Annotated in this window: 20 protein-coding genes; all 20 read left to right on the top strand. The window is 61.7% G+C overall.

Features of this window, described 5'->3' with window-relative positions; translation table 11 throughout:
- The first annotated feature begins 7 nt into the window (after positions 1-7).
- The 20 genes from fliF (at position 8) to flhA (ending at position 18081) form a co-directional block, all read left to right on the top strand.
- Positions 8-1792, top strand: a complete 1785-nt coding sequence (gene fliF, locus PspS35_RS20750) for a flagellar basal-body MS-ring/collar protein FliF (RefSeq protein ID WP_159936597.1) — start codon at positions 8-10, stop codon at positions 1790-1792.
- On the top strand, positions 1785-2804 hold the full coding sequence (fliG, locus tag PspS35_RS20745; RefSeq protein ID WP_159936596.1) for a flagellar motor switch protein FliG: 1020 nt from the start codon (positions 1785-1787) through the stop codon (positions 2802-2804). Before fliF ends, fliG begins: the two co-directional genes overlap by 8 nt.
- Before the next feature lie 10 nt (positions 2805-2814).
- Positions 2815-3579: a flagellar assembly protein FliH gene (fliH, locus tag PspS35_RS20740; RefSeq protein WP_159936595.1), complete on the top strand. Its 765-nt coding sequence runs from the start codon at positions 2815-2817 to the stop codon at positions 3577-3579.
- Positions 3569-4927, top strand: a complete 1359-nt coding sequence (fliI, locus tag PspS35_RS20735) for a flagellar protein export ATPase FliI (protein WP_159936594.1) — start codon at positions 3569-3571, stop codon at positions 4925-4927. The genes fliH and fliI overlap by 11 nt, the downstream gene beginning before the upstream one ends.
- Positions 4928-4930: 3 nt before the next feature.
- Positions 4931-5380 (top strand): flagellar export protein FliJ, encoded by a 450-nt coding sequence (gene fliJ / locus PspS35_RS20730; RefSeq protein WP_159936593.1) that lies wholly within the window; start codon positions 4931-4933, stop codon positions 5378-5380.
- A 118-nt stretch (positions 5381-5498) separates the two neighbouring features.
- Positions 5499-5804, top strand: a complete 306-nt coding sequence (locus PspS35_RS20725) for an STAS domain-containing protein (protein ID WP_159936592.1) — start codon at positions 5499-5501, stop codon at positions 5802-5804.
- Entirely contained in the window at positions 5801-7519 is a 1719-nt protein-coding gene (locus PspS35_RS20720) for a fused response regulator/phosphatase (protein ID WP_159936591.1), read from the top strand. Before PspS35_RS20725 ends, PspS35_RS20720 begins: the two co-directional genes overlap by 4 nt.
- Positions 7520-7549: 30 nt before the next feature.
- Entirely contained in the window at positions 7550-7900 is a 351-nt protein-coding gene (locus PspS35_RS20715; protein ID WP_159936590.1) for an Hpt domain-containing protein, read from the top strand.
- 131 nt (positions 7901-8031) lie between these two features.
- On the top strand, positions 8032-9354 hold the full coding sequence (locus tag PspS35_RS20710; RefSeq protein WP_159936589.1) for a flagellar hook-length control protein FliK: 1323 nt from the start codon (positions 8032-8034) through the stop codon (positions 9352-9354).
- 221 nt (positions 9355-9575) lie between these two features.
- On the top strand, positions 9576-10076 hold the full coding sequence (gene fliL / locus PspS35_RS20705) for a flagellar basal body-associated protein FliL (protein ID WP_159936588.1): 501 nt from the start codon (positions 9576-9578) through the stop codon (positions 10074-10076).
- 9 nt (positions 10077-10085) lie between these two features.
- Positions 10086-11054 (top strand): flagellar motor switch protein FliM, encoded by a 969-nt coding sequence (fliM, locus tag PspS35_RS20700; RefSeq protein WP_010208755.1) that lies wholly within the window; start codon positions 10086-10088, stop codon positions 11052-11054.
- A gap of 42 nt (positions 11055-11096) precedes the next feature.
- Positions 11097-11564: a flagellar motor switch protein FliN gene (gene fliN, locus PspS35_RS20695; RefSeq protein ID WP_032887893.1), complete on the top strand. Its 468-nt coding sequence runs from the start codon at positions 11097-11099 to the stop codon at positions 11562-11564.
- 1 nt (position 11565) lies between these two features.
- Positions 11566-12006, top strand: coding sequence for a flagellar biosynthetic protein FliO (fliO, locus tag PspS35_RS20690; protein ID WP_159936587.1), 441 nt, complete (start codon positions 11566-11568; stop codon positions 12004-12006).
- The gene (gene fliP / locus PspS35_RS20685; RefSeq protein ID WP_159936586.1) at positions 12006-12749 is read left to right on the top strand and encodes a flagellar type III secretion system pore protein FliP; all 744 of its coding nucleotides are present in this window, start codon (positions 12006-12008) and stop codon (positions 12747-12749) included. Before fliO ends, fliP begins: the two co-directional genes overlap by 1 nt.
- A 4-nt stretch (positions 12750-12753) precedes the next feature.
- Positions 12754-13023: a flagellar biosynthesis protein FliQ gene (fliQ, locus tag PspS35_RS20680; RefSeq protein WP_159936585.1), complete on the top strand. Its 270-nt coding sequence runs from the start codon at positions 12754-12756 to the stop codon at positions 13021-13023.
- 4 nt (positions 13024-13027) lie between these two features.
- On the top strand, positions 13028-13813 hold the full coding sequence (gene fliR, locus PspS35_RS20675; protein WP_159936584.1) for a flagellar biosynthetic protein FliR: 786 nt from the start codon (positions 13028-13030) through the stop codon (positions 13811-13813).
- A 3-nt stretch (positions 13814-13816) separates the two neighbouring features.
- Positions 13817-14953 (top strand): flagellar biosynthesis protein FlhB, encoded by a 1137-nt coding sequence (flhB, locus tag PspS35_RS20670; protein ID WP_159936583.1) that lies wholly within the window; start codon positions 13817-13819, stop codon positions 14951-14953.
- A gap of 75 nt (positions 14954-15028) precedes the next feature.
- Positions 15029-15373 (top strand): cold shock domain-containing protein, encoded by a 345-nt coding sequence (locus PspS35_RS30405; protein WP_238785909.1) that lies wholly within the window; start codon positions 15029-15031, stop codon positions 15371-15373.
- Between the two features lie 41 nt (positions 15374-15414).
- A complete protein-coding gene (locus tag PspS35_RS20660) occupies positions 15415-15618 on the top strand; it encodes a cold-shock protein (protein ID WP_159936582.1) in 204 nt (67 codons plus the stop codon).
- A 333-nt stretch (positions 15619-15951) separates the two neighbouring features.
- Positions 15952-18081 (top strand): flagellar biosynthesis protein FlhA, encoded by a 2130-nt coding sequence (gene flhA / locus PspS35_RS20655; RefSeq protein WP_159936581.1) that lies wholly within the window; start codon positions 15952-15954, stop codon positions 18079-18081.
- Positions 18082-18093 lie beyond the last annotated feature (12 nt).

The raw sequence follows: 18093 nt of genomic DNA, 5'->3' as shown, positions 1-18093 counted from the left end.
TTAAGTCATGGCAGAAGCAGTCTCCGACAACGTACCCGCCAAGGCAGACGGCAAGCCGCCGCTGTTTGGCCTGTCGTTCCTGGAAAACCTCTCGGAAATGACCATGTTGCGTCAGGTGGGCCTGATGGTCGGCCTGGCTGCCAGCGTGGCGATTGGTTTTGCCGTGGTGTTGTGGTCGCAGCAACCCGATTACCGCCCGCTGTACGGCAGCCTGGCGGGCATGGATTCCAAGCAGATCATGGAAACCCTCGCCGCCGCCGACATCGCTTACACCGTGGAGCCCAACTCCGGCGCGCTGCTGGTCAAGGCCGACGACGTGGCCCGTGCGCGCATGAAGCTGGCGGCTGCTGGCGTAACGCCATCCGACAGCAATATCGGTTTTGAAATCCTCGACAAGGATCAGGGTCTCGGGACCAGCCAGTTCATGGAAGCCACGCGCTACCGTCGTGGCCTGGAAGGCGAACTGGCCCGCACCATCTCCAGCCTGAACAACGTCAAGGGTGCCCGTGTGCACCTGGCCATTCCGAAAAGCTCGGTGTTTGTGCGTGACGAACGCAAGCCAAGTGCTTCGGTATTGGTCGAGCTGTTCTCCGGCCGCTCCCTGGAGCCTGGCCAGGTGCTGGCGATCGTCAACCTGGTGGCCACCAGCGTGCCTGAGCTGAGCAAGTCGCAGATCACCGTGGTCGACCAGAAGGGCAACCTGCTGTCCGACATGGCCGAGAACTCCGCGCTGACCCAGGCCGGCAAGCAGTTCGACTACAGCCGCCGCATGGAAAGCATGCTGACCCAGCGCGTGCACAACATCCTGCAACCGGTGCTGGGCAACGACCGCTACAAGGCTGAAGTGTCCGCCGACGTGGACTTCAGCGCCGTCGAGTCGACGTCCGAGCAGTTCAACCCGGACCAGCCGGCCCTGCGCAGCGAGCAGTCCACCAGCGAACAACGCACCGCCGCCAATGGCCCGCCGCAAGGCGTGCCGGGTGCCCTGAGCAACCAGCCACCGGCCCCCGCGTCGGCCCCGCAAACCACCGGTGGCGCTGCTGCTGCCGCAGCTGCGATCCAGCCTGGCCAGCCACTGTTGGACGCCAACGGCCAGCAGATCATGGACCCGGCCACCGGCCAGCCAATGCTCGCCCCGTACCCGGCGGACAAGCGCAACCAGTCCACCAAGAACTTCGAGCTCGACCGCTCCATCAGCCACACCAAGCAGCAACAAGGCCGCGTCAATCGCCTGTCGGTGTCGGTGGTGGTCGATGATCAGGTCAAGGTCAACGCGGCGGATGGCGCCATCACCCGTGCGCCGTGGAGCGCCGACGAATTGGCGCGCTTCACGCGTCTGGTGCAGGACGCCGTCGGTTTTGACGCCAGCCGTGGCGACAGCGTCAGCGTGATCAACATGCCGTTCTCCGCCGAGCGTGGTGAAGTGATCGCCGAAGCGGCGTTCTACACCCAGCCGTGGTTCTGGGACATCGTCAAGCAAGTGCTGGGTGTGTTGTTCATCCTGGTGCTGGTGTTCGGTGTGCTGCGCCCGGTGCTCAACAACATCACCGGCAACGGCAAGAACAAGCAACTGGCAGCCTTCGGCGGCAGCGACGTCGAGTTGGGTGGCATGGGCGGCCTGGACGGCGAACTGGCCAACGACCGCGTCAGCCTGGGTGGCCCGCAGAGCATTCTGTTGCCAAGCCCTAGCGAAGGTTACGACGCACAGTTGAACGCAATCAAAAGTCTGGTAGCAGAAGACCCAGGTCGTGTGGCCCAGGTCGTGAAAGAGTGGATTAACGCAGATGAGTGATAGTCGAGCCGCTGTTGCCAAACTCACCAAGGTCGACAAAGCCGCAGTCCTGCTGCTGTCCCTGGGTGAAACCGACGCCGCCCAAGTGCTGCGCCACATGGGCCCCAAAGAGGTCCAGCGAGTGGGCGTGGCCATGGCGCAAATGCGCAATGTGCACCGTGAGCAGGTCGAACAGGTGATGAGCGAGTTCGTCGAGATCGTCGGCGACCAGACCAGCCTGGGCGTCGGCTCCGACAGCTACATCCGCAAGATGCTCACCTCGGCGCTGGGCGAAGACAAGGCCAACGGCCTGATCGACCGCATCCTGCTGGGTGGCAACACCAGTGGCCTGGACAGCCTCAAGTGGATGGAGCCGCGCGCCGTCGCCGACGTGATCCGCTTCGAGCACCCGCAGATCCAGGCGATTGTCGTCGCCTACCTCGACCCTGACCAGGCCGGTGAAGTGCTCGGTCACTTCGACCATAAAGTGCGCCTGGACATCATCCTGCGCGTGTCGTCGCTGAACACCGTGCAGCCGGCGGCCCTGAAAGAACTCAACACGATTCTCGAGAAGCAGTTCTCGGGTAACTCGAACGCCTCGCGGACCACCTTGGGCGGTATCAAGCGTGCGGCCGACATCATGAACTTCCTCGACAGCTCGGTCGAAGGCCAGTTGATGGACTCGATCCGCGAGATCGACGACACCCTGTCCGGCCAGATCGAAGACCTCATGTTCGTGTTCAACAACCTCTCCGATGTCGACGACCGTGGCATCCAGGCGTTGCTGCGCGAAGTCTCCTCCGATGTGCTGGTACTTGCCCTCAAAGGCTCGGACGAAGGCGTCAAAGAGAAGATCTTCAAGAACATGTCCAAGCGCGCCTCCGAACTGTTGCGCGACGACCTGGAGGCCAAAGGCCCGGTGCGTGTCAGCGATGTGGAAACCGCGCAGAAAGAAATCCTCACCATTGCCCGCCGTATGGCCGAAGCCGGAGAAATCGTTCTCGGCGGGAAGGGCGGCGAAGAAATGATCTAAGGCGCCCCTCATGTCGAACAAAGATGAGGCGCCCAGCGATCTGATTCGCGCACGGGACGTCGGTGGGTTCGACATCTGGTCGTTGCCCAGCTTCGACCCGCATGTGCCCGAGCCTGAGCCGGAACCGGTCGAAGAGTTGCCGGTGGAAATGGAAGAAGTGCCGCTGGACGAAGTCCAGCCACTGACCCTGGAAGAGTTGGAAAGCATCCGCCAGGAGGCTTACAACGAAGGTTTTGCCGCGGGTGAAAAAGATGGTTTTCGCAGCACCACCCTCAAGGTGCGCCAAGAAGCCGAGGCGGCGCTGAGCGTCAAGCTGGCCAGCCTGGAGCGCTTGATGGGCGTGTTGTTCGACCCCATCGCCGAGCAGGATTCGCAGATCGAAAAAGCCATGGTCGGCCTGGTGGAGCACATCGCCCGCCAAGTGATCCAGCGCGAACTGGTGCTCGATTCCAGCCATATTGAAAGCGTGATGCGCGAAGCCCTCAAGCTGCTGCCTTTGGGCGTCGGTAATGTGCGGCTGTACATCAACCCGCAGGACTTCGAGCAGGTCAAAGCCCTGCGCGAGCGCCATGAAGAAACCTGGCGCATCGTCGAAGACGCAGCGCTGCAGCCCGGTGGTTGCCGGGTCGAGACCGAACACAGCCGTATCGATGCCACGGTGGAAACCCGTATCAGCCAGATCATGGCCAAGCTGCTGGATCAAGTCCATGAGCAGGTACTGAACCCGGCCGAGCCTGATTTGAGCGTTGACCTGGACACCCCTGATGCGCCTTGATCGCACCAGCTTCGCCAAACGCCTGGGCGGCTACGCCGAGGCCACCGAGCTGCCTGGCCAGCCGATCCTGGAAGGGCGATTGTTGCGCATGGTGGGCCTGACCCTCGAAGCCGAGGGCTTGCGCGCCGCGATGGGCAGCCGCTGCATGGTGATCAACGACGACAGCTACCACCCGGTGCAGGTCGAAGCCGAGGTGATGGGGTTTTCCGGCAACAAGATCTTCCTGATGCCCGTCGGCAGCCTGGCCGGCATTGCCCCGGGCGCTCGCGTGGTGCCATTGGCCGACACCGGGCGCTTGCCGATGGGCATGAGCATGCTCGGCCGCGTGCTTGACGGTGCCGGTCGTGCGCTGGACGGCAAGGGCGGGATGAAGGCTGAAGACTGGGTGCCGATGGACGGTCCCACCATCAACCCGCTCAATCGCAACCCCATCAGCGTACCGCTGGACGTGGGCATTCGCAGCATCAACGGTTTATTGACGGTCGGTCGCGGCCAGCGCCTGGGCCTGTTCGCCGGTACCGGTGTGGGTAAGTCGGTGTTGCTGGGCATGATGACGCGCTTTACCGAGGCCGACATCATCGTCGTGGGCTTGATCGGTGAGCGGGGCAGGGAAGTGAAGGAATTCATCGAGCACAGCCTCGGTGAGGAAGGCCTCAAGCGTTCGGTGGTGGTGGCGTCGCCGGCGGACGATGCGCCGCTGATGCGCTTGCGTGCCGCCATGTATTGCACGCGCATTGCCGAATATTTTCGCGACAAGGGCAAGAACGTTCTGTTGCTGATGGACTCGCTCACCCGTTTTGCCCAGGCCCAGCGGGAAATCGCCCTGGCCATCGGCGAGCCGCCAGCCACCAAGGGCTACCCGCCGTCGGTGTTCGCCAAGCTGCCCAAGCTGGTGGAGCGCGCCGGTAATGCCGAGGCCGGTGGCGGTTCGATCACCGCGTTCTACACCGTGTTGTCCGAAGGCGATGACCAGCAGGACCCTATCGCCGACTCGGCGCGGGGTGTGCTCGACGGCCACATTGTGCTGTCGCGCCGTTTGGCCGAAGAAGGGCATTACCCGGCCATCGACATCGAAGCGTCCATCAGCCGGGTGATGCCAGCCGTGGTCACGCCGGAGCATATGGTCCGTGCGCAACAATTCAAGCAGTTGTGGTCGCGCTATCAACAGAGCCGCGACCTGATCAGCGTCGGCGCCTACGTGGCCGGCGGCGACCGCGACACCGACCTGGCTATCGCCCTGCAACCGCAGTTGGTGACCTACCTGCGCCAGGGCCTCAACGACAAGATCAGCATGGGTGAAAGCGAAGCGCATTTGCAGTCGATCTTCGCCCCGGCGCCAGGCGGTTAAGTCATGGCCAACAGCCGCGCCGCACGCTTGGCTCCCGTGGTGGACATGGCCGAAAAGGCCGAAAAAACCGCCGTCCAGCGCCTGGGTTACTTCCAAGGCCAAGTGCGCCTGGCGGAAAGCAAGCTGGGCGACCTGGAGCGTTTTCGCGGCGAATACCAGCAACAGTGGATCGAGCGCGGCACTAAGGGCGTTTCCGGCCAGTGGCTGATGGGTTACCAGGGCTTTCTCAACCAGCTGGAAACCGCCGTGGGCCAACAGCGCCAAAGCCTGGCCTGGCACCAGAACAACCTCGATAAAGCCCGCGAGAGCTGGCAAGAGGCGTTTGCCCGCGTCGAAGGCCTGCGCAAGCTGGTGCAGCGCTACATCGACGAGGCGCGGGCGCTGGAAGACAAGCGTGAGCAGAAGTTACTGGACGAGTTGTCCCAGCGCATGCCGCGCCAATCACAGTACTGAATGTTGTAGCAGCCTTGATGTGGGAGGGGGCTTGCTGCCACATTTGACTTGCTGTGTTGCTGGTATCCCATTCGCCTGCTACACCTTGTGTTTATGCCAATGACAAGGAAGCAGTCGTATGTCAGTCGAGTCAGAAGTATCCCTGGATGGGAAGAAGTTGACGATCGCAATCAAAGGCCGGTTCGACTTTGGCAGCCACCAGACGTTTCGTGAGTCTTACGAGCGCTTCTACAAAGTGCCTGAGCTGTACGTGGTCGACCTGAAAGAAACCACCTACATGGACAGTTCCGCCCTGGGCATGCTCTTGCTGCTGCGCGATCACGCGGGTGGGGATGACGCGCAGGTCAACGTGATCAACACCAGTTCGGATGTGCGCAAGATTCTCGCCATCTCCAATTTCGACAAACTGTTCGATATCAATTGAGCGCCCTGGCCCCTGCGGTTGAGCCGCTGACGATCCTGATTGCCGACGACAACGCCGCCGATCTTCTGTTGCTGTCGACCATTGTGCGGCGCCAGGGTCATCACGTACTTACTGCCACCAACGGCGAGGAAGCCGTTGAGGTCTTTGCCCGCGAGCGCCCGCAACTGGTGTTGATGGATGCACTGATGCCGGTGATGGATGGCTACGGCGCCGCGCGCTGGATCAAGCAACTGGCGGGGGAAGAACTGGTCCCCATTATTTTCCTCACCTCCCTGCGCGAAAGCGCCGCCCTGGCCGAGTGCCTGGATGCCGGCGGCGATGACTTCCTGCCCAAGCCCTATAACCAACTGATCCTGGCAGCCAAGATCAACGCCATGGACCGCCTGCGTCGTCTGCAAGCTACGGTGTTGCAACAGCGCGACCAGATCGCCAGGCACCATGACTACTTGCTGCATGAACAGCGGGTGGCCAAGGCGGTGTTCGACAAGGTCGCCCACTCCGGCTGTATCAACGCCGCGCCGAATATCCGCTACCTGCAATCGCCCTATGCGCTGTTCAACGGCGATTTGCTGCTGGCGGCCTACACGCCTTCGGGCGACATGCACGTATTGCTCGGCGATTTCACCGGCCACGGTTTGCCGGCGGCGGTGGGGGCCATGCCCTTGGCGGAAGTGTTCTACGGCATGACCGCCAAGGGCTACGGCCTGGCGCAGACCCTGCGGGAGATGAACGCCAAGCTCAAGCGCATCCTGCCGGTGGATATGTTCTGCTGCGCCACCCTGTTGTGCCTGAGCACCGAGCGACGGGTGGTGGAAGTGTGGAACGGCGGCATGCCCGACGGCTATGTGCATGAGGTCGCCACCGGCAAGCGTACGCCGCTGCAATCGCGGCATTTGCCGTTGGGGGTGCTGTCGGCGCAAGCCTTTGATGACCGCACCGAAGTCTGGCCCATGGCGTTGGGTGATCGGGTGTTCCTGCTGTCTGATGGCGTGCTGGATACCGCCGATGCCAACGATCAATTGTTTGGCGCCGAACGCTTGCAGCAGGTGTTTGCAGCCAACAGCCAGCCCAATCGACTGTTCGAGGACATCGAGCAGGCCTTGGCGGCGTTCCGTGGCGAAGCGCGGGATGACGTAAGCATGGTCGAGATTACCCTGCAGGCCGGCCAGTCGTTGCGGGCGACGGGGCCGCTGTATGCCGACAGTGGTCAGTCATGCCCGCTGGATTGGTCGGTGAGCTTCGAGTTTCGCGCCGAGACGCTCAAGCGTTACAACCCGTTGCCCTATTTGCTGCAACTGCTGCTGGAGATTCATGGCCTGCGCGAGCAGAGCGGGGCGCTCTACAGTGTCATGGCCGAGCTGTACTCCAATGCCCTGGAACATGGCGTATTGGGCCTGGATTCGCGGCTAAAACGCGATGCCGAGGGTTTTGCCGAGTATTATCGCCAGCGCAATGATCGCCTGGCCCAGTTGAACAGCGGTTACGTGCGGGTGCATGTGCAAGTGGTGCCGACCGAGGCGGGCGGCAAAATGACCCTGCGCCTGGAAGACAGCGGGCCGGGTTTCGATGTGGAGCAGATGCTGGCCCGGCCGCTGGATCTCGATCGTCTGTCTGGCCGAGGCCTGAGCCTGGTGCGCCAATTGAGCAGCGAGGTGCGCTGGTCCGACGGCGGGCGCAGTGTGTGCGTGGAGTTTTGCTGGGGGGCTCTGGCATAATCCGCCGATTCTTGATCAAGGAGCGAGCAAGTGGCTGATATTCATATGGACCCGCAGGTCTTGTCGGGTTTGCAGGAAGTGATGGAAGGCGAATACCCCAAATTGCTGGATACCTTTCTTGATGACTCCCAGAGGCGCGTCGAGGCGCTGCGCCAGGCGCGCGATGATGCCAAGGCGTTGGGCCAGATTGCGCACAGTTTCAAGGGCAGCAGCGGGAATCTCGGAGCGCTGCGCTTGGCGGAGCTTTGCCGGCGCCTGGAAGATGGCTCGGTCGAACCTGTCCAGGTGGACCTGGGTGGGCTGGTCGACGAGATTGACCAGGAGTTCGCGCTGGTTCGACCGTTGTATGAGCATGAGCGGGAGCGCTTTGCCGGGGTTTGATTGAGTCCCTATCCGTTGCTGCGGTAACGGATATATCCACCTGAAACCCACAATCCAAAAAAACTGGCCCAACTCTTGCTCTATCTCCAGGGACTGCATCCCCGACCCCCATGCAGTGGAGACCTTTACCTATGTCAGTCGCCCCCAATTCGCTTCTTCAGGCTGCCCCTGCGGCCAAGCCTCAAGCGCCCGCCGCCAATCCACCGGTCGCGGCTGCGGACCCACGGGACAAGGGCCCTGGCTTCGCTCAGGTGTTCGCCAGCCAAGGCTCGAAACCTTCGGTAAAAACCGACGACAACTCGGCCAAGCCCGCGCGCGACAAGCCTGCCGATGCCAGCGCCAAACCGGCTGCCGGCACCGACAAGCCTGCCGCCAGTACACCGGCGGTTGCCGATAGCGGCAATACCTTGCCTGCCAAGACGTCCGACGACAGTGCCAACAAGGATGACGACGGGCCCGCCGACCCGGCACTGGCGCAGCAGCCTGCGCCGGAGCCCGTCGTCGACCCGGCCATGATTGCGGCGGTCACACCGGTGGTCGTGCCCGTGGAAACCCCGGCGCCCGCGCCTGCCGCCAAGGACGACAAGGCCCAGCCTGTGGTCGCTGCGCCAATCGCGGCAACCGAGGAGGCCAAGCCGGCGTTCGATCCTGAAGCCGACCCGTTGGATGCGATGCCAGCCGTGCGCTTGGCAATGGAGCAGGGCGGGCATGTGTCGGCCAGCAGCCAGGCACCGGTCAAGACCGCACCGACGACCAGCCAGGATCAGCCAACTGCCGCACAGAATTTTGCCGCTGGCCTGGCCACGATGGTCGACCAGCAAGCCACCAAGGACAGCACGGACCAGGGCGGCGACAAGGCCTTCGGCGGCTTGATCGAAGATGGCCTCAAAGACTTGAAGAGCGCCAGCAGCGACACTCGGGTCGATGACTTCGCCAATCGCCTGGCGGCATTGACCCAGGCGGCGACGCCGAGAACCGCCAACGCCTTGCCGCCAGTTGCGAATGCACCGCTGGCCATGCACCAGAGCGGCTGGACCGACGAGATCGTCAACCGCGTGATGTACCTGTCCAGCGCCAACCTCAAGTCGGCGGAGATCCAGTTGCAGCCGGCTGAACTCGGGCGCCTGGATATCAAGGTCAACATGACGGCCGACCAGCAGGCCCAGGTCAATTTCATGAGCGCCCACCCGGTGGTGCGTGAAGCCCTGGAAAGCCAATCTGGCCGTCTGCGGGAGATGTTTGCGCAGCAGGGCATGGGGCAGGTGGACGTGAACGTGTCCGACCAGTCCCGTGGTCAGGAGCAGCAGCAACAACAAGCCCAGACCAGTGGCGTGAGTCGCGCTGGGCGCGGTGGTGATAGCGGCGACAGCGGCAACCACATTGATGTGGCTGAAGCCGTGGCACCCGTGACTTCTACAGTGATCGGCTCCAGCGCCGTCGATTACTACGCCTGACTCAAACCTCGCGCAGGTCAAAATGTGGGAGGGGGCTTGCCCCCGATAGCGGTGTGTCAGTGGCAGCTATAGTTGCTGGCACCCTGCAATCGGGGGCAAGCCCCTCCCACATTTGATTTGTGGTGCTCCCTCATCCCCGCTTGCCCGGACAACTCTGGCATAACACTTGCTCTTGCCTTTCCGTAGATCTATGAATCCCCGAATAGTGACGGATTATTGGCATGGCGAAGAGTGACGACGCAGCAAAAGCACCCGCAGGCAAAGGCAAGCTCAAGCTTATCCTGATGATAGTCGTGGGCCTGCTCCTGGCCATCGGCGCTTCCGTGGGCGGTACCTGGTACATCATGCACAGCAGTGCAAGTAAACCGGCACCTGCAGCCGAAACCACCAGTAACGTCAAGCAACCGGCAATCTTCGAACCGATGCTTCCGGCCTTTGTCGCCAACTTCAATCAGAACGGTCGTCAACGCTACCTGCAGGTGAGCATCACCTTGCTGGCGCGTAACCAGGCGGACCTGGATGCCCTCAAGGTGCACATGCCAGTGATCCGCAACAACCTGGTGATGCTGTTTTCCGCCCAGGGCTTCGACACCCTGGCCACCCCGGTGGGCCAGGAAATGCTGCGCCAGAAGGTCACTGCCAGCGTGCAGGAAGTGGCCCAGAAGGAGCTCGGTAAAGTCGTGGTCGAGCAGGCGCTCTTCACTAACTTCGTTTTGCAGTAGGAACACGACATGGCCGTGCAAGACCTGCTGTCCCAGGATGAAATCGACGCGCTGTTGCATGGCGTCGACGATGGTCTGGTACAGACCGAAATGGCTGCCGAGCCTGGCAGCGTCAAAAGTTATGACCTGACCAGCCAGGATCGCATCGTCCGTGGACGCATGCCGACCCTGGAGATGATCAACGAACGTTTTGCCCGCTACACCCGCATCAGCATGTTCAACATGCTGCGCCGTTCGGCGGATGTGGCCGTGGGCGGTGTGCAGGTGATGAAGTTCGGTGAGTACGTGCACTCGCTGTACGTGCCCACCAGCCTCAACCTGGTCAAGATCAAGCCGTTGCGCGGCACTGCGCTGTTCATCCTCGACGCCAAGCTGGTGTTCAAGCTGGTGGACAACTTCTTTGGCGGTGATGGCCGTCACGCCAAGATCGAAGGCCGTGAGTTCACGCCCACCGAGCTGCGCGTGGTGCGCATGGTGCTGGAGCAGGCCTTCATCGACTTGAAGGAAGCCTGGCAGGCGATCATGGAAGTCAACTTCGAGTACATCAACTCGGAAGTGAACCCGGCCATGGCCAACATCGTCGGCCCGAGCGAAGCGATTGTGGTGTCCACCTTCCACATCGAACTCGATGGCGGTGGCGGCGACCTGCACGTGACCATGCCGTACTCGATGATCGAGCCGGTGCGCGAGATGCTCGATGCCGGTTTCCAGTCCGACCTGGACGATCAGGACGAGCGCTGGGTCAAGGCCCTGCGCGAAGACCTGCTGGACGTCGACGTGCCGCTGAGTGCCACCGTGGCCCGTCGCCAACTGCGCCTGCGGGATATTTTGCACATGCAGCCGGGGGACATCATCCCGGTCGAATTGCCGGAAGAAATGATCATGCGCGCCAACGGCGTGCCGTCATTCAAGGTCAAGCTCGGTTCCCACAAGGGCAACCTGGCGCTGCAAGTGGTTGAGCCGATCAACCGCCGCTGATGTACCCCTATTTATGAATGTTTGCTCCGCCGAGGACATGTAATGGCTACCGAACACGAAAACACTTCCGCCGAAGACCAGGCCCTGGCTGACGAATGGGCTGCCGCCCTGGAAGAAACCGGTGATGTCGGCCAGGACGATATCGACGCCCTGCTGGCCGCCGATGCCGCTACCGCGCCAGCGGGTAACCGCTTGCAGATGGAAGAATTCGGCAGCGTGCCGAAGAACAACGACCCGGTGACCCTCGATGGGCCGAACCTGGACGTGATCCTCGACATCCCAGTGTCGATCTCCATGGAAGTGGGCAGCACCGACATCAACATCCGCAACCTGCTGCAACTCAACCAGGGTTCGGTGATCGAGTTGGATCGCCTGGCCGGTGAGCCATTGGACGTGCTGGTCAACGGCACCCTGATCGCCCACGGTGAAGTGGTGGTGGTCAACGAAAAGTTCGGCATCCGCCTGACCGACGTGATCAGCCCAAGCGAACGCATCAAGAAGTTGCGCTGATATGAAACGGCTGATGGTGGGACTGTTGGTCGCGCTGCCATTGGACGCCTGGGCGGCAGAGCCGGTGGCTCAGGCAGCCGCTGCTGCCGCACCGGTCGGCAGTGGCCTGGGCGGCCAGTTGACCCAACTGGTATTGGGCCTGTTGCTGGTGGTGGGCCTGATCTTTGTGCTGGCCTGGCTGCTGCGCCGTGTGCAGCAGGTTGGGCCGGGCAACGCGCAGGTGATCGAGATGATCGGCTCGCGCGCCCTCGGCCCGCGTGACCGGCTGGTGCTGGTGCAAGTGGGTGACGAACAGATCCTGCTGGGCCTCACCCCCGGCCGCATCACCCCGCTGCATGTGCTCAAGACCCCGGTGAACGTGGACCAGTCCAAGCCTGCCACGCCCGAATTCGCCCAGCGCCTGATGGAATTGCTGGGCAAGGATCAGAAGGATAAGAAGTAATGCGCGTTTTATTGACGCTCATGCTGTGGCTGGCGGCGCCGTTGGCGTTTGCCGCCGACCCGTTGTCGATCCCGGCCATTACGCTGGGTACCAACGCGGCCGGGGCCCAGGAGTATTCGGTCAGCCTGCAGATCCTGCTGATCATGACGGCGCTGAGTTTTATTCCGGCGTTCGTCATGCTGATGACCAGCTTCACGCGGATCATCATCGTGTTCTCGATCCTGCGTCAGGCCCTGGGCCTGCAACAGACGCCGTCGAACCAGATCCTCACCGGCATGGCCTTGTTCCTGACCATGTTCATCATGGCGCCGGTGTTCGACAAGGTGAACCAGCAAGCCCTGCAACCCTACCTGGCGGAAACCATCACGGCCCAGGTGGCGATCGACCGGGCGCAGGTGCCGATCAAGGACTTCATGCTCTCGCAGACCCGCTCCAGTGACCTTGAGCTGTTCATGCGCCTGTCCAAGCGTACCGACATCGCAACGCCGGACCAGGCGCCGTTGACCATTCTCGTTCCGGCGTTCGTGACCTCCGAGCTGAAGACCGCGTTCCAGATCGGTTTCATGATCTTCATCCCGTTCCTGATCATCGACCTGGTGGTGGCGAGCGTGCTGATGGCGATGGGTATGATGATGCTGTCGCCGCTGATCATCTCGTTGCCGTTCAAGATCATGTTATTTGTGCTGGTGGACGGCTGGGCGCTGATTATCGGCACCCTGGCCAGCAGTTTCGGCGGGGTGTAGCGCAATGACGCCAGAAGTAGCTGTCGACTTGTTCCGTGAAGCGCTGTGGCTGACCACCATAATGGTGGCCGTGCTGGTGGTGCCGAGCCTGTTGGTGGGCCTGCTGGTGGCGATGTTCCAGGCCGCAACGCAGATCAACGAACAGACCTTGAGCTTCCTGCCGCGCCTGCTGGTGATGCTGGTCACTCTGATCGTCGCCGGCCCGTGGCTGGTGCAAACCTTTATGGAATACATCCTGCAGTTGTACGGCAGTATTCCGCACTTGATCGGCTGATCGGGTGAACTCCCTGCTGGCATTGACCGACACTCAGATCAGTACCTGGGTGGCCTCGTTCATCCTGCCGCTGTTTCGCGTGACGGCCATGTTGATGGCCATGCCGGTGTTTGGCACGACCCTCGTGCCGCGCCGGGTGCGCCTGTATTTCGCGGTGGCAATCACAGTGGTGCTGGTGCCGGGCTTGCCGCCCATGCCGCCGGTGAATGCCCTGGACCTCAGCGCCTTGATGCTGATCGTCGAACAGATCCTGATCGGTGCCATGCTGGGGTTCTCCCTGCAGTTGTTCTTCCAGGCATTTGTGATTGCCGGGCAAATCATCTCGATCCAGATGGGCATGGGCTTCGCGTCCATGGTCGACCCCACCAACGGGGTGTCGGCGGCGGTGATCGGGCAGTTCCTGACCATGTTGGTGACCTTGCTGTTCCTGGCGATGAACGGGCACCTGGTGGCGTTTGAGGTGCTGACCGAAAGCTTCACCACCTTGCCGGTGGGGTCGGGGTTGGTGGTCAATCACTTCTGGGAAACGGTCGGGCGCCTCGGTTGGGTGCTGGGCGCTTCGCTGTTGTTGGTGCTGCCGGCCATTACCGCGTTGCTGGTGGTCAACATCGCGTTTGGCGTCATGACCCGTGCGGCGCCGCAACTGAACATCTTTTCGATTGGTTTCCCGTTGACCCTGGTGCTGGGCATGGGGATTTTCTGGATCGGCCTGGCCGACATTCTCAATCAGTATCAACCGCTGGCGACCGACGCCTTGCAGTTTTTACGTGATCTGGCACGGGCGCGCTGAGCCATGGCCGAGAGCGAGAGTGGTCAGGACAAAACAGAAGACCCCACGGAGAAACGCAAAAAGGACTCCAGGGAAAAGGGCGAGATTGCGCGCTCCAAAGAGCTCAACACGGTCGCCACCATGATGGCCGGTGCCGGCGCCTTGCTGATCTACGGCGGTGGATTGGCGCTGGACTTGCTGGAGCTGATGAAACACAACTTCACCTTGCCCCGTGAGGTGTTGCTCAACCCCGATAGCATGGGCCAATACCTGCTGCACTCGGGCAAGATCGCGATCCTGGCCGTGCAGCCGATCCTGATCACCTTGTTGCTGGCCGCGCTGATCGGCCCTGTTGCCTTGGGTGGCTGGCTGTTTGCCGCCGGCAGCATGGCGCCCAAGTTCAGCCGTATGAACCCGGCGGCCGGGCTCAAGCGCATGTTCTCGGCCAAGGCGCTGGTGGAGCTGCTCAAGGCCTTGGCCAAGTTCATCCTGATTCTGTTTGTGGCGCTGATGGTGTTGTCGTCCGACATCGACGACCTGCTGCGCATCGCCCATGAGCCGCTGGAGTCAGCGATCATCCACAGCGTGCAGGTGGTTGGCTGGAGCGCGCTGTGGATGGCCGCCGGGCTGATCATCATTGCGGCCGTGGATGCGCCGATCCAGCTGTGGGAAAGCCACAAGAAACTGCTGATGACCAAGCAGGAAGTGCGCGACGAGCACAAGGACCAGGAAGGCCGTCCCGAGGTCAAGCAGCGCATCCGCCAACTGCAGCGCGAAATGTCCCAGCGCAAGATGATGGCCGCAGTACCCGACGCCGACGTGGTCATCACCAACCCGACCCACTACGCCGTGGCCCTCAAGTACGACCCCGAGAAAGGCGGCGCGCCGATGCTGCTGGCCAAGGGCAGCGACTTTACCGCCTTGAAAATCCGCGAAATCGCGGTGGCCAACGACATCCTGCTGCTCGAATCCCCGGAACTGGCGCGGTCGATCTTCTACTCCACCGACCTCGACCAGGAAATCCCGGCAGGTTTGTACCTGGCGGTTGCCCAAGTGCTGGCGTATGTCTATCAGATTCGCCAATACCGCGCGGGCAAGGGCAAGCGCCCGGATCCGCTCAAAGACCTGCCGATTCCGCCAGAGTTGCGCCGCGACTCTTGACCTTCCCCCCGTGGTGCTGGACGAGCTTCTTTGTGGTGAGCGGGCTTGCCCCGCGCCTGCCTGCGCGGCAGCCCCTTGACCGTCGCCAGCCTCTACCACTCGTCGTTAAGCCCCGTCTACCTGTCAACTTTGACAGTGGTCGCCGTCTCCTTATCGCGGTTTTATAGCTCCGGGAATTCCACGCACTTTGCAGTGCGTGAGGTAGAGGGTATTGCGATGGAGGTGATGAAAGGCACGGTCGAGGCATACGACCACAAAACAGGCGAGGGCGTGATTGCAATGGATCGCGACGACGAACGTGTGCGGGTGGACCTCACGAGTTCTACTGGGATTTGGCTCAAGCAAGGTCAGAGAGTGCAGTTTTCGAGAATCCACCGCCCTGAGGGCGTATTCGCGTCAAACATCAAGATTATCCAGTGAGTCTCGCCTGGTTTTCTGGGCGGGGTGTCAGGAGAGCGGCAATGTCGACAGGCACGGTGAAATGGTTTAACGGCGAAAAAGGATACGGCTTTATCAGTCAGGATGGGGGTGGAGATGTCTTCGTCCACTATTCGGCGATCAAGGGAGAGGGCTATAAGACGCTCGAAGACGGGCAGAAGGTCGAGTTTGGTGTAGAGAAAGGCCAAAAAGGTGATCAGGCCACGGATGTGCAGGTTGTCAGTTAGGTAGGCTCAGTCGAGTGCCTGGCCCTTGCGGATGCCCAGATGCCCCGGCAGCCCCCAACAAGGTCACTGCGAGTGCCAGAACCAATCGAGTTGAGGGTTTTGGGGCCGCTTCGCAGCCCAGCGCGGGGCAAGCCCGCTCACCACGGTGTTATGTATAAGCCTTTGAGAGGTGCGTAGTGGACGTGTTCCCTCGCACCGCCCCTGCCACATTTGAATGTGTGCCTCTCGCGATCCACGGCCTCAAAAGCAAAGTTGGAAGGCTTCTTGCAATACCGCCTCCAGGACGTCTCCCGGCGTCAAAAGTTTGCTTCAAGGAAACGAGGAATACCGGTGGTGGATCGCTCTCAAATGCTCGGCACGGCCCGTACGACCCTGACTGACCTCTCGCGAGGCAATCTGGGTGTGCCGTTGTTGTTGCTGGTGATGCTGGCAATGATGATGTTGCCCATGCCGCCGTTCCTGCTGGACGTGTTCTTCACGTTCAACATTGCGCTTTCGGTCGTGGTCCTGCTGGTCTGCGTGTACGCCCTGCGGCCGCTGGATTTTGCGGTGTTCCCGACGATCCTGCTGGTGGCGACCCTGTTGCGCCTGGCGCTGAACGTGGCGTCCACCCGTGTGGTGATGCTCCACGGCCAGGACGGCCACGCCGCCGCCGGTAAGGTGATCCAGGCCTTCGGCGAGGTGGTGATCGGCGGTAACTACGTGGTCGGTATCGTGGTGTTCGCGATCCTGATGATCATCAACTTCGTGGTGGTGACCAAGGGCGCCGGGCGGATTTCCGAGGTGAGCGCACGCTTTACCCTCGACGCCATGCCCGGCAAGCAGATGGCTATCGACGCCGACCTCAACGCCGGCCTGATCGACCAGAACCAGGCCAAGACGCGCCGCTTGGAAGTCGCCCAGGAAGCCGAGTTCTACGGTTCCATGGACGGTGCCAGCAAATTCGTGCGCGGTGACGCCATCGCTGGCCTGTTGATTCTGTTCATCAACCTGATCGGCGGCATGGCCGTCGGTATCTTCCAGCACGGCATGACCTTCGGCGATGCGGGCAAGGTGTACGCCTTGCTGACCATCGGTGACGGTTTAGTGGCGCAATTGCCATCACTGTTGTTATCTACAGCTGCGGCCATCATGGTGACCCGTGCCTCGGGCTCCGAAGACATGGGCAAGCAGATCAGCCGGCAGATGTTTGCCTCGCCCAAGGCCCTGGCCGTGGCGGCGGGCATCATGGCGATCATGGGTATCGTGCCGGGCATGCCCCACGTCTCGTTCCTGAGCATGGCGGCCCTGGCCGGCGGTGCTGCGTACCTGTTCTGGAAGAAGCAGAACCAGGTCAAAGTCATCGCCCAACAAGAAATTGCCCGCCAGCAAGAACTGCTGCCATCCCCGGCCCGCGCCCAGGAAACCAAGGAGCTTGGCTGGGATGACGTGACCCCGATCGATATGATTGGCCTGGAAGTGGGCTACCGCCTGATCCCCTTGGTGGACCGCAACCAGGGCGGCCAATTGCTTGCGCGGATCAAGGGCGTGCGCAAAAAACTGTCCCAGGACCTGGGTTTTCTGATGCCCACCGTGCACATCCGCGACAACCTCGACCTGGCGCCAAGCGCCTACCGCCTGACCTTGATGGGCGTGATCCTGGCCGAAGCCGAGATCTACCCGGACCGCGAGTTGGCGATCAACCCAGGGCAGGTGTTCGGCAGCCTCAACGGCATTACCGCCAAAGATCCGGCTTTTGGCCTGGACGCGGTGTGGATCGAAATCAGCCAGCGCAGCCAGGCGCAGTCCCTGGGCTACACCGTGGTGGACGCCAGCACCGTGGTTGCGACCCACCTCAACCAGATTCTGTACAAGCACTCCCATGAGCTGATCGGCCACGAAGAAGTCCAGCAATTGATGGGTTTGCTGGGCAAAGCTTCGCCAAAACTCGCCGAAGAACTGGTGCCGGGCGTGCTGTCGCTGTCGCAATTGCTCAAAGTGCTGCAGGCGCTGCTGGCCGAACAGGTGCCGGTGCGCGACATCCGCAGCATTGCCGAGGCCATCGCCAACAATGCCGCCAAGAGTCAAGATACCGCCGCGCTGGTGGCTGCGGTGCGCGTCGGATTGTCCCGCGCAATCGTGCAAAGCATTGTAGGGCTTGACTCCGAGCTGCCTGTGATCACCTTGGAGCCAAGGTTGGAACAAATATTGCTCAATAGTATTCAGAAGGCAGGACAAGGCCAGGAAGAGGGCGTTCTGCTGGAACCAAGCATGGCTGAAAAGCTGCAGCGCTCGTTGATCGACGCCGCGCAGCGCCAAGAGATGCAAGGCCAACCGGTGATTCTGCTGGTGGCCGGCCCGGTCCGCGCGATGTTGTCGCGGTTTGGACGCCTGGCAGTACCGAATTTGCACGTTTTGGCTTATCAGGAAATTCCTGACAACAAGCAAGTGACTATCGTCGCGACAGTAGGGCCCAACGGCTGAGGGTAGTGGGTT

It is taken from the genome of Pseudomonas sp. S35, assembly GCF_009866765.1.
Taxonomy (GTDB): Bacteria; Pseudomonadota; Gammaproteobacteria; order Pseudomonadales; family Pseudomonadaceae; genus Aquipseudomonas.
This window is presented reverse-complemented; position numbering and strand designations above follow the sequence as displayed.

What these genes read in the sequence shown, in the direction of transcription:
- fliF (WP_159936597.1), top strand. Translation starts at nt 8, where the DNA reads ATGGCAGAAGCAGTCTCCGACAACGTACCCGCCAAGGCAGACGGCAAG.
- fliG (WP_159936596.1), top strand. Translation starts at nt 1,785, where the DNA reads ATGAGTGATAGTCGAGCCGCTGTTGCCAAACTCACCAAGGTCGACAAA.
- fliH (WP_159936595.1), top strand. Translation starts at nt 2,815, where the DNA reads ATGTCGAACAAAGATGAGGCGCCCAGCGATCTGATTCGCGCACGGGAC.
- fliI (WP_159936594.1), top strand. Translation starts at nt 3,569, where the DNA reads ATGCGCCTTGATCGCACCAGCTTCGCCAAACGCCTGGGCGGCTACGCC.
- fliJ (WP_159936593.1), top strand. Translation starts at nt 4,931, where the DNA reads ATGGCCAACAGCCGCGCCGCACGCTTGGCTCCCGTGGTGGACATGGCC.
- PspS35_RS20725 (WP_159936592.1), top strand. Translation starts at nt 5,499, where the DNA reads ATGTCAGTCGAGTCAGAAGTATCCCTGGATGGGAAGAAGTTGACGATC.
- PspS35_RS20710 (WP_159936589.1), top strand. Translation starts at nt 8,032, where the DNA reads ATGTCAGTCGCCCCCAATTCGCTTCTTCAGGCTGCCCCTGCGGCCAAG.
- fliL (WP_159936588.1), top strand. Translation starts at nt 9,576, where the DNA reads ATGGCGAAGAGTGACGACGCAGCAAAAGCACCCGCAGGCAAAGGCAAG.
- fliM (WP_010208755.1), top strand. Translation starts at nt 10,086, where the DNA reads ATGGCCGTGCAAGACCTGCTGTCCCAGGATGAAATCGACGCGCTGTTG.
- fliN (WP_032887893.1), top strand. Translation starts at nt 11,097, where the DNA reads ATGGCTACCGAACACGAAAACACTTCCGCCGAAGACCAGGCCCTGGCT.
- fliO (WP_159936587.1), top strand. Translation starts at nt 11,566, where the DNA reads ATGAAACGGCTGATGGTGGGACTGTTGGTCGCGCTGCCATTGGACGCC.
- fliP (WP_159936586.1), top strand. Translation starts at nt 12,006, where the DNA reads ATGCGCGTTTTATTGACGCTCATGCTGTGGCTGGCGGCGCCGTTGGCG.
- fliQ (WP_159936585.1), top strand. Translation starts at nt 12,754, where the DNA reads ATGACGCCAGAAGTAGCTGTCGACTTGTTCCGTGAAGCGCTGTGGCTG.
- flhB (WP_159936583.1), top strand. Translation starts at nt 13,817, where the DNA reads ATGGCCGAGAGCGAGAGTGGTCAGGACAAAACAGAAGACCCCACGGAG.
- PspS35_RS20660 (WP_159936582.1), top strand. Translation starts at nt 15,415, where the DNA reads ATGTCGACAGGCACGGTGAAATGGTTTAACGGCGAAAAAGGATACGGC.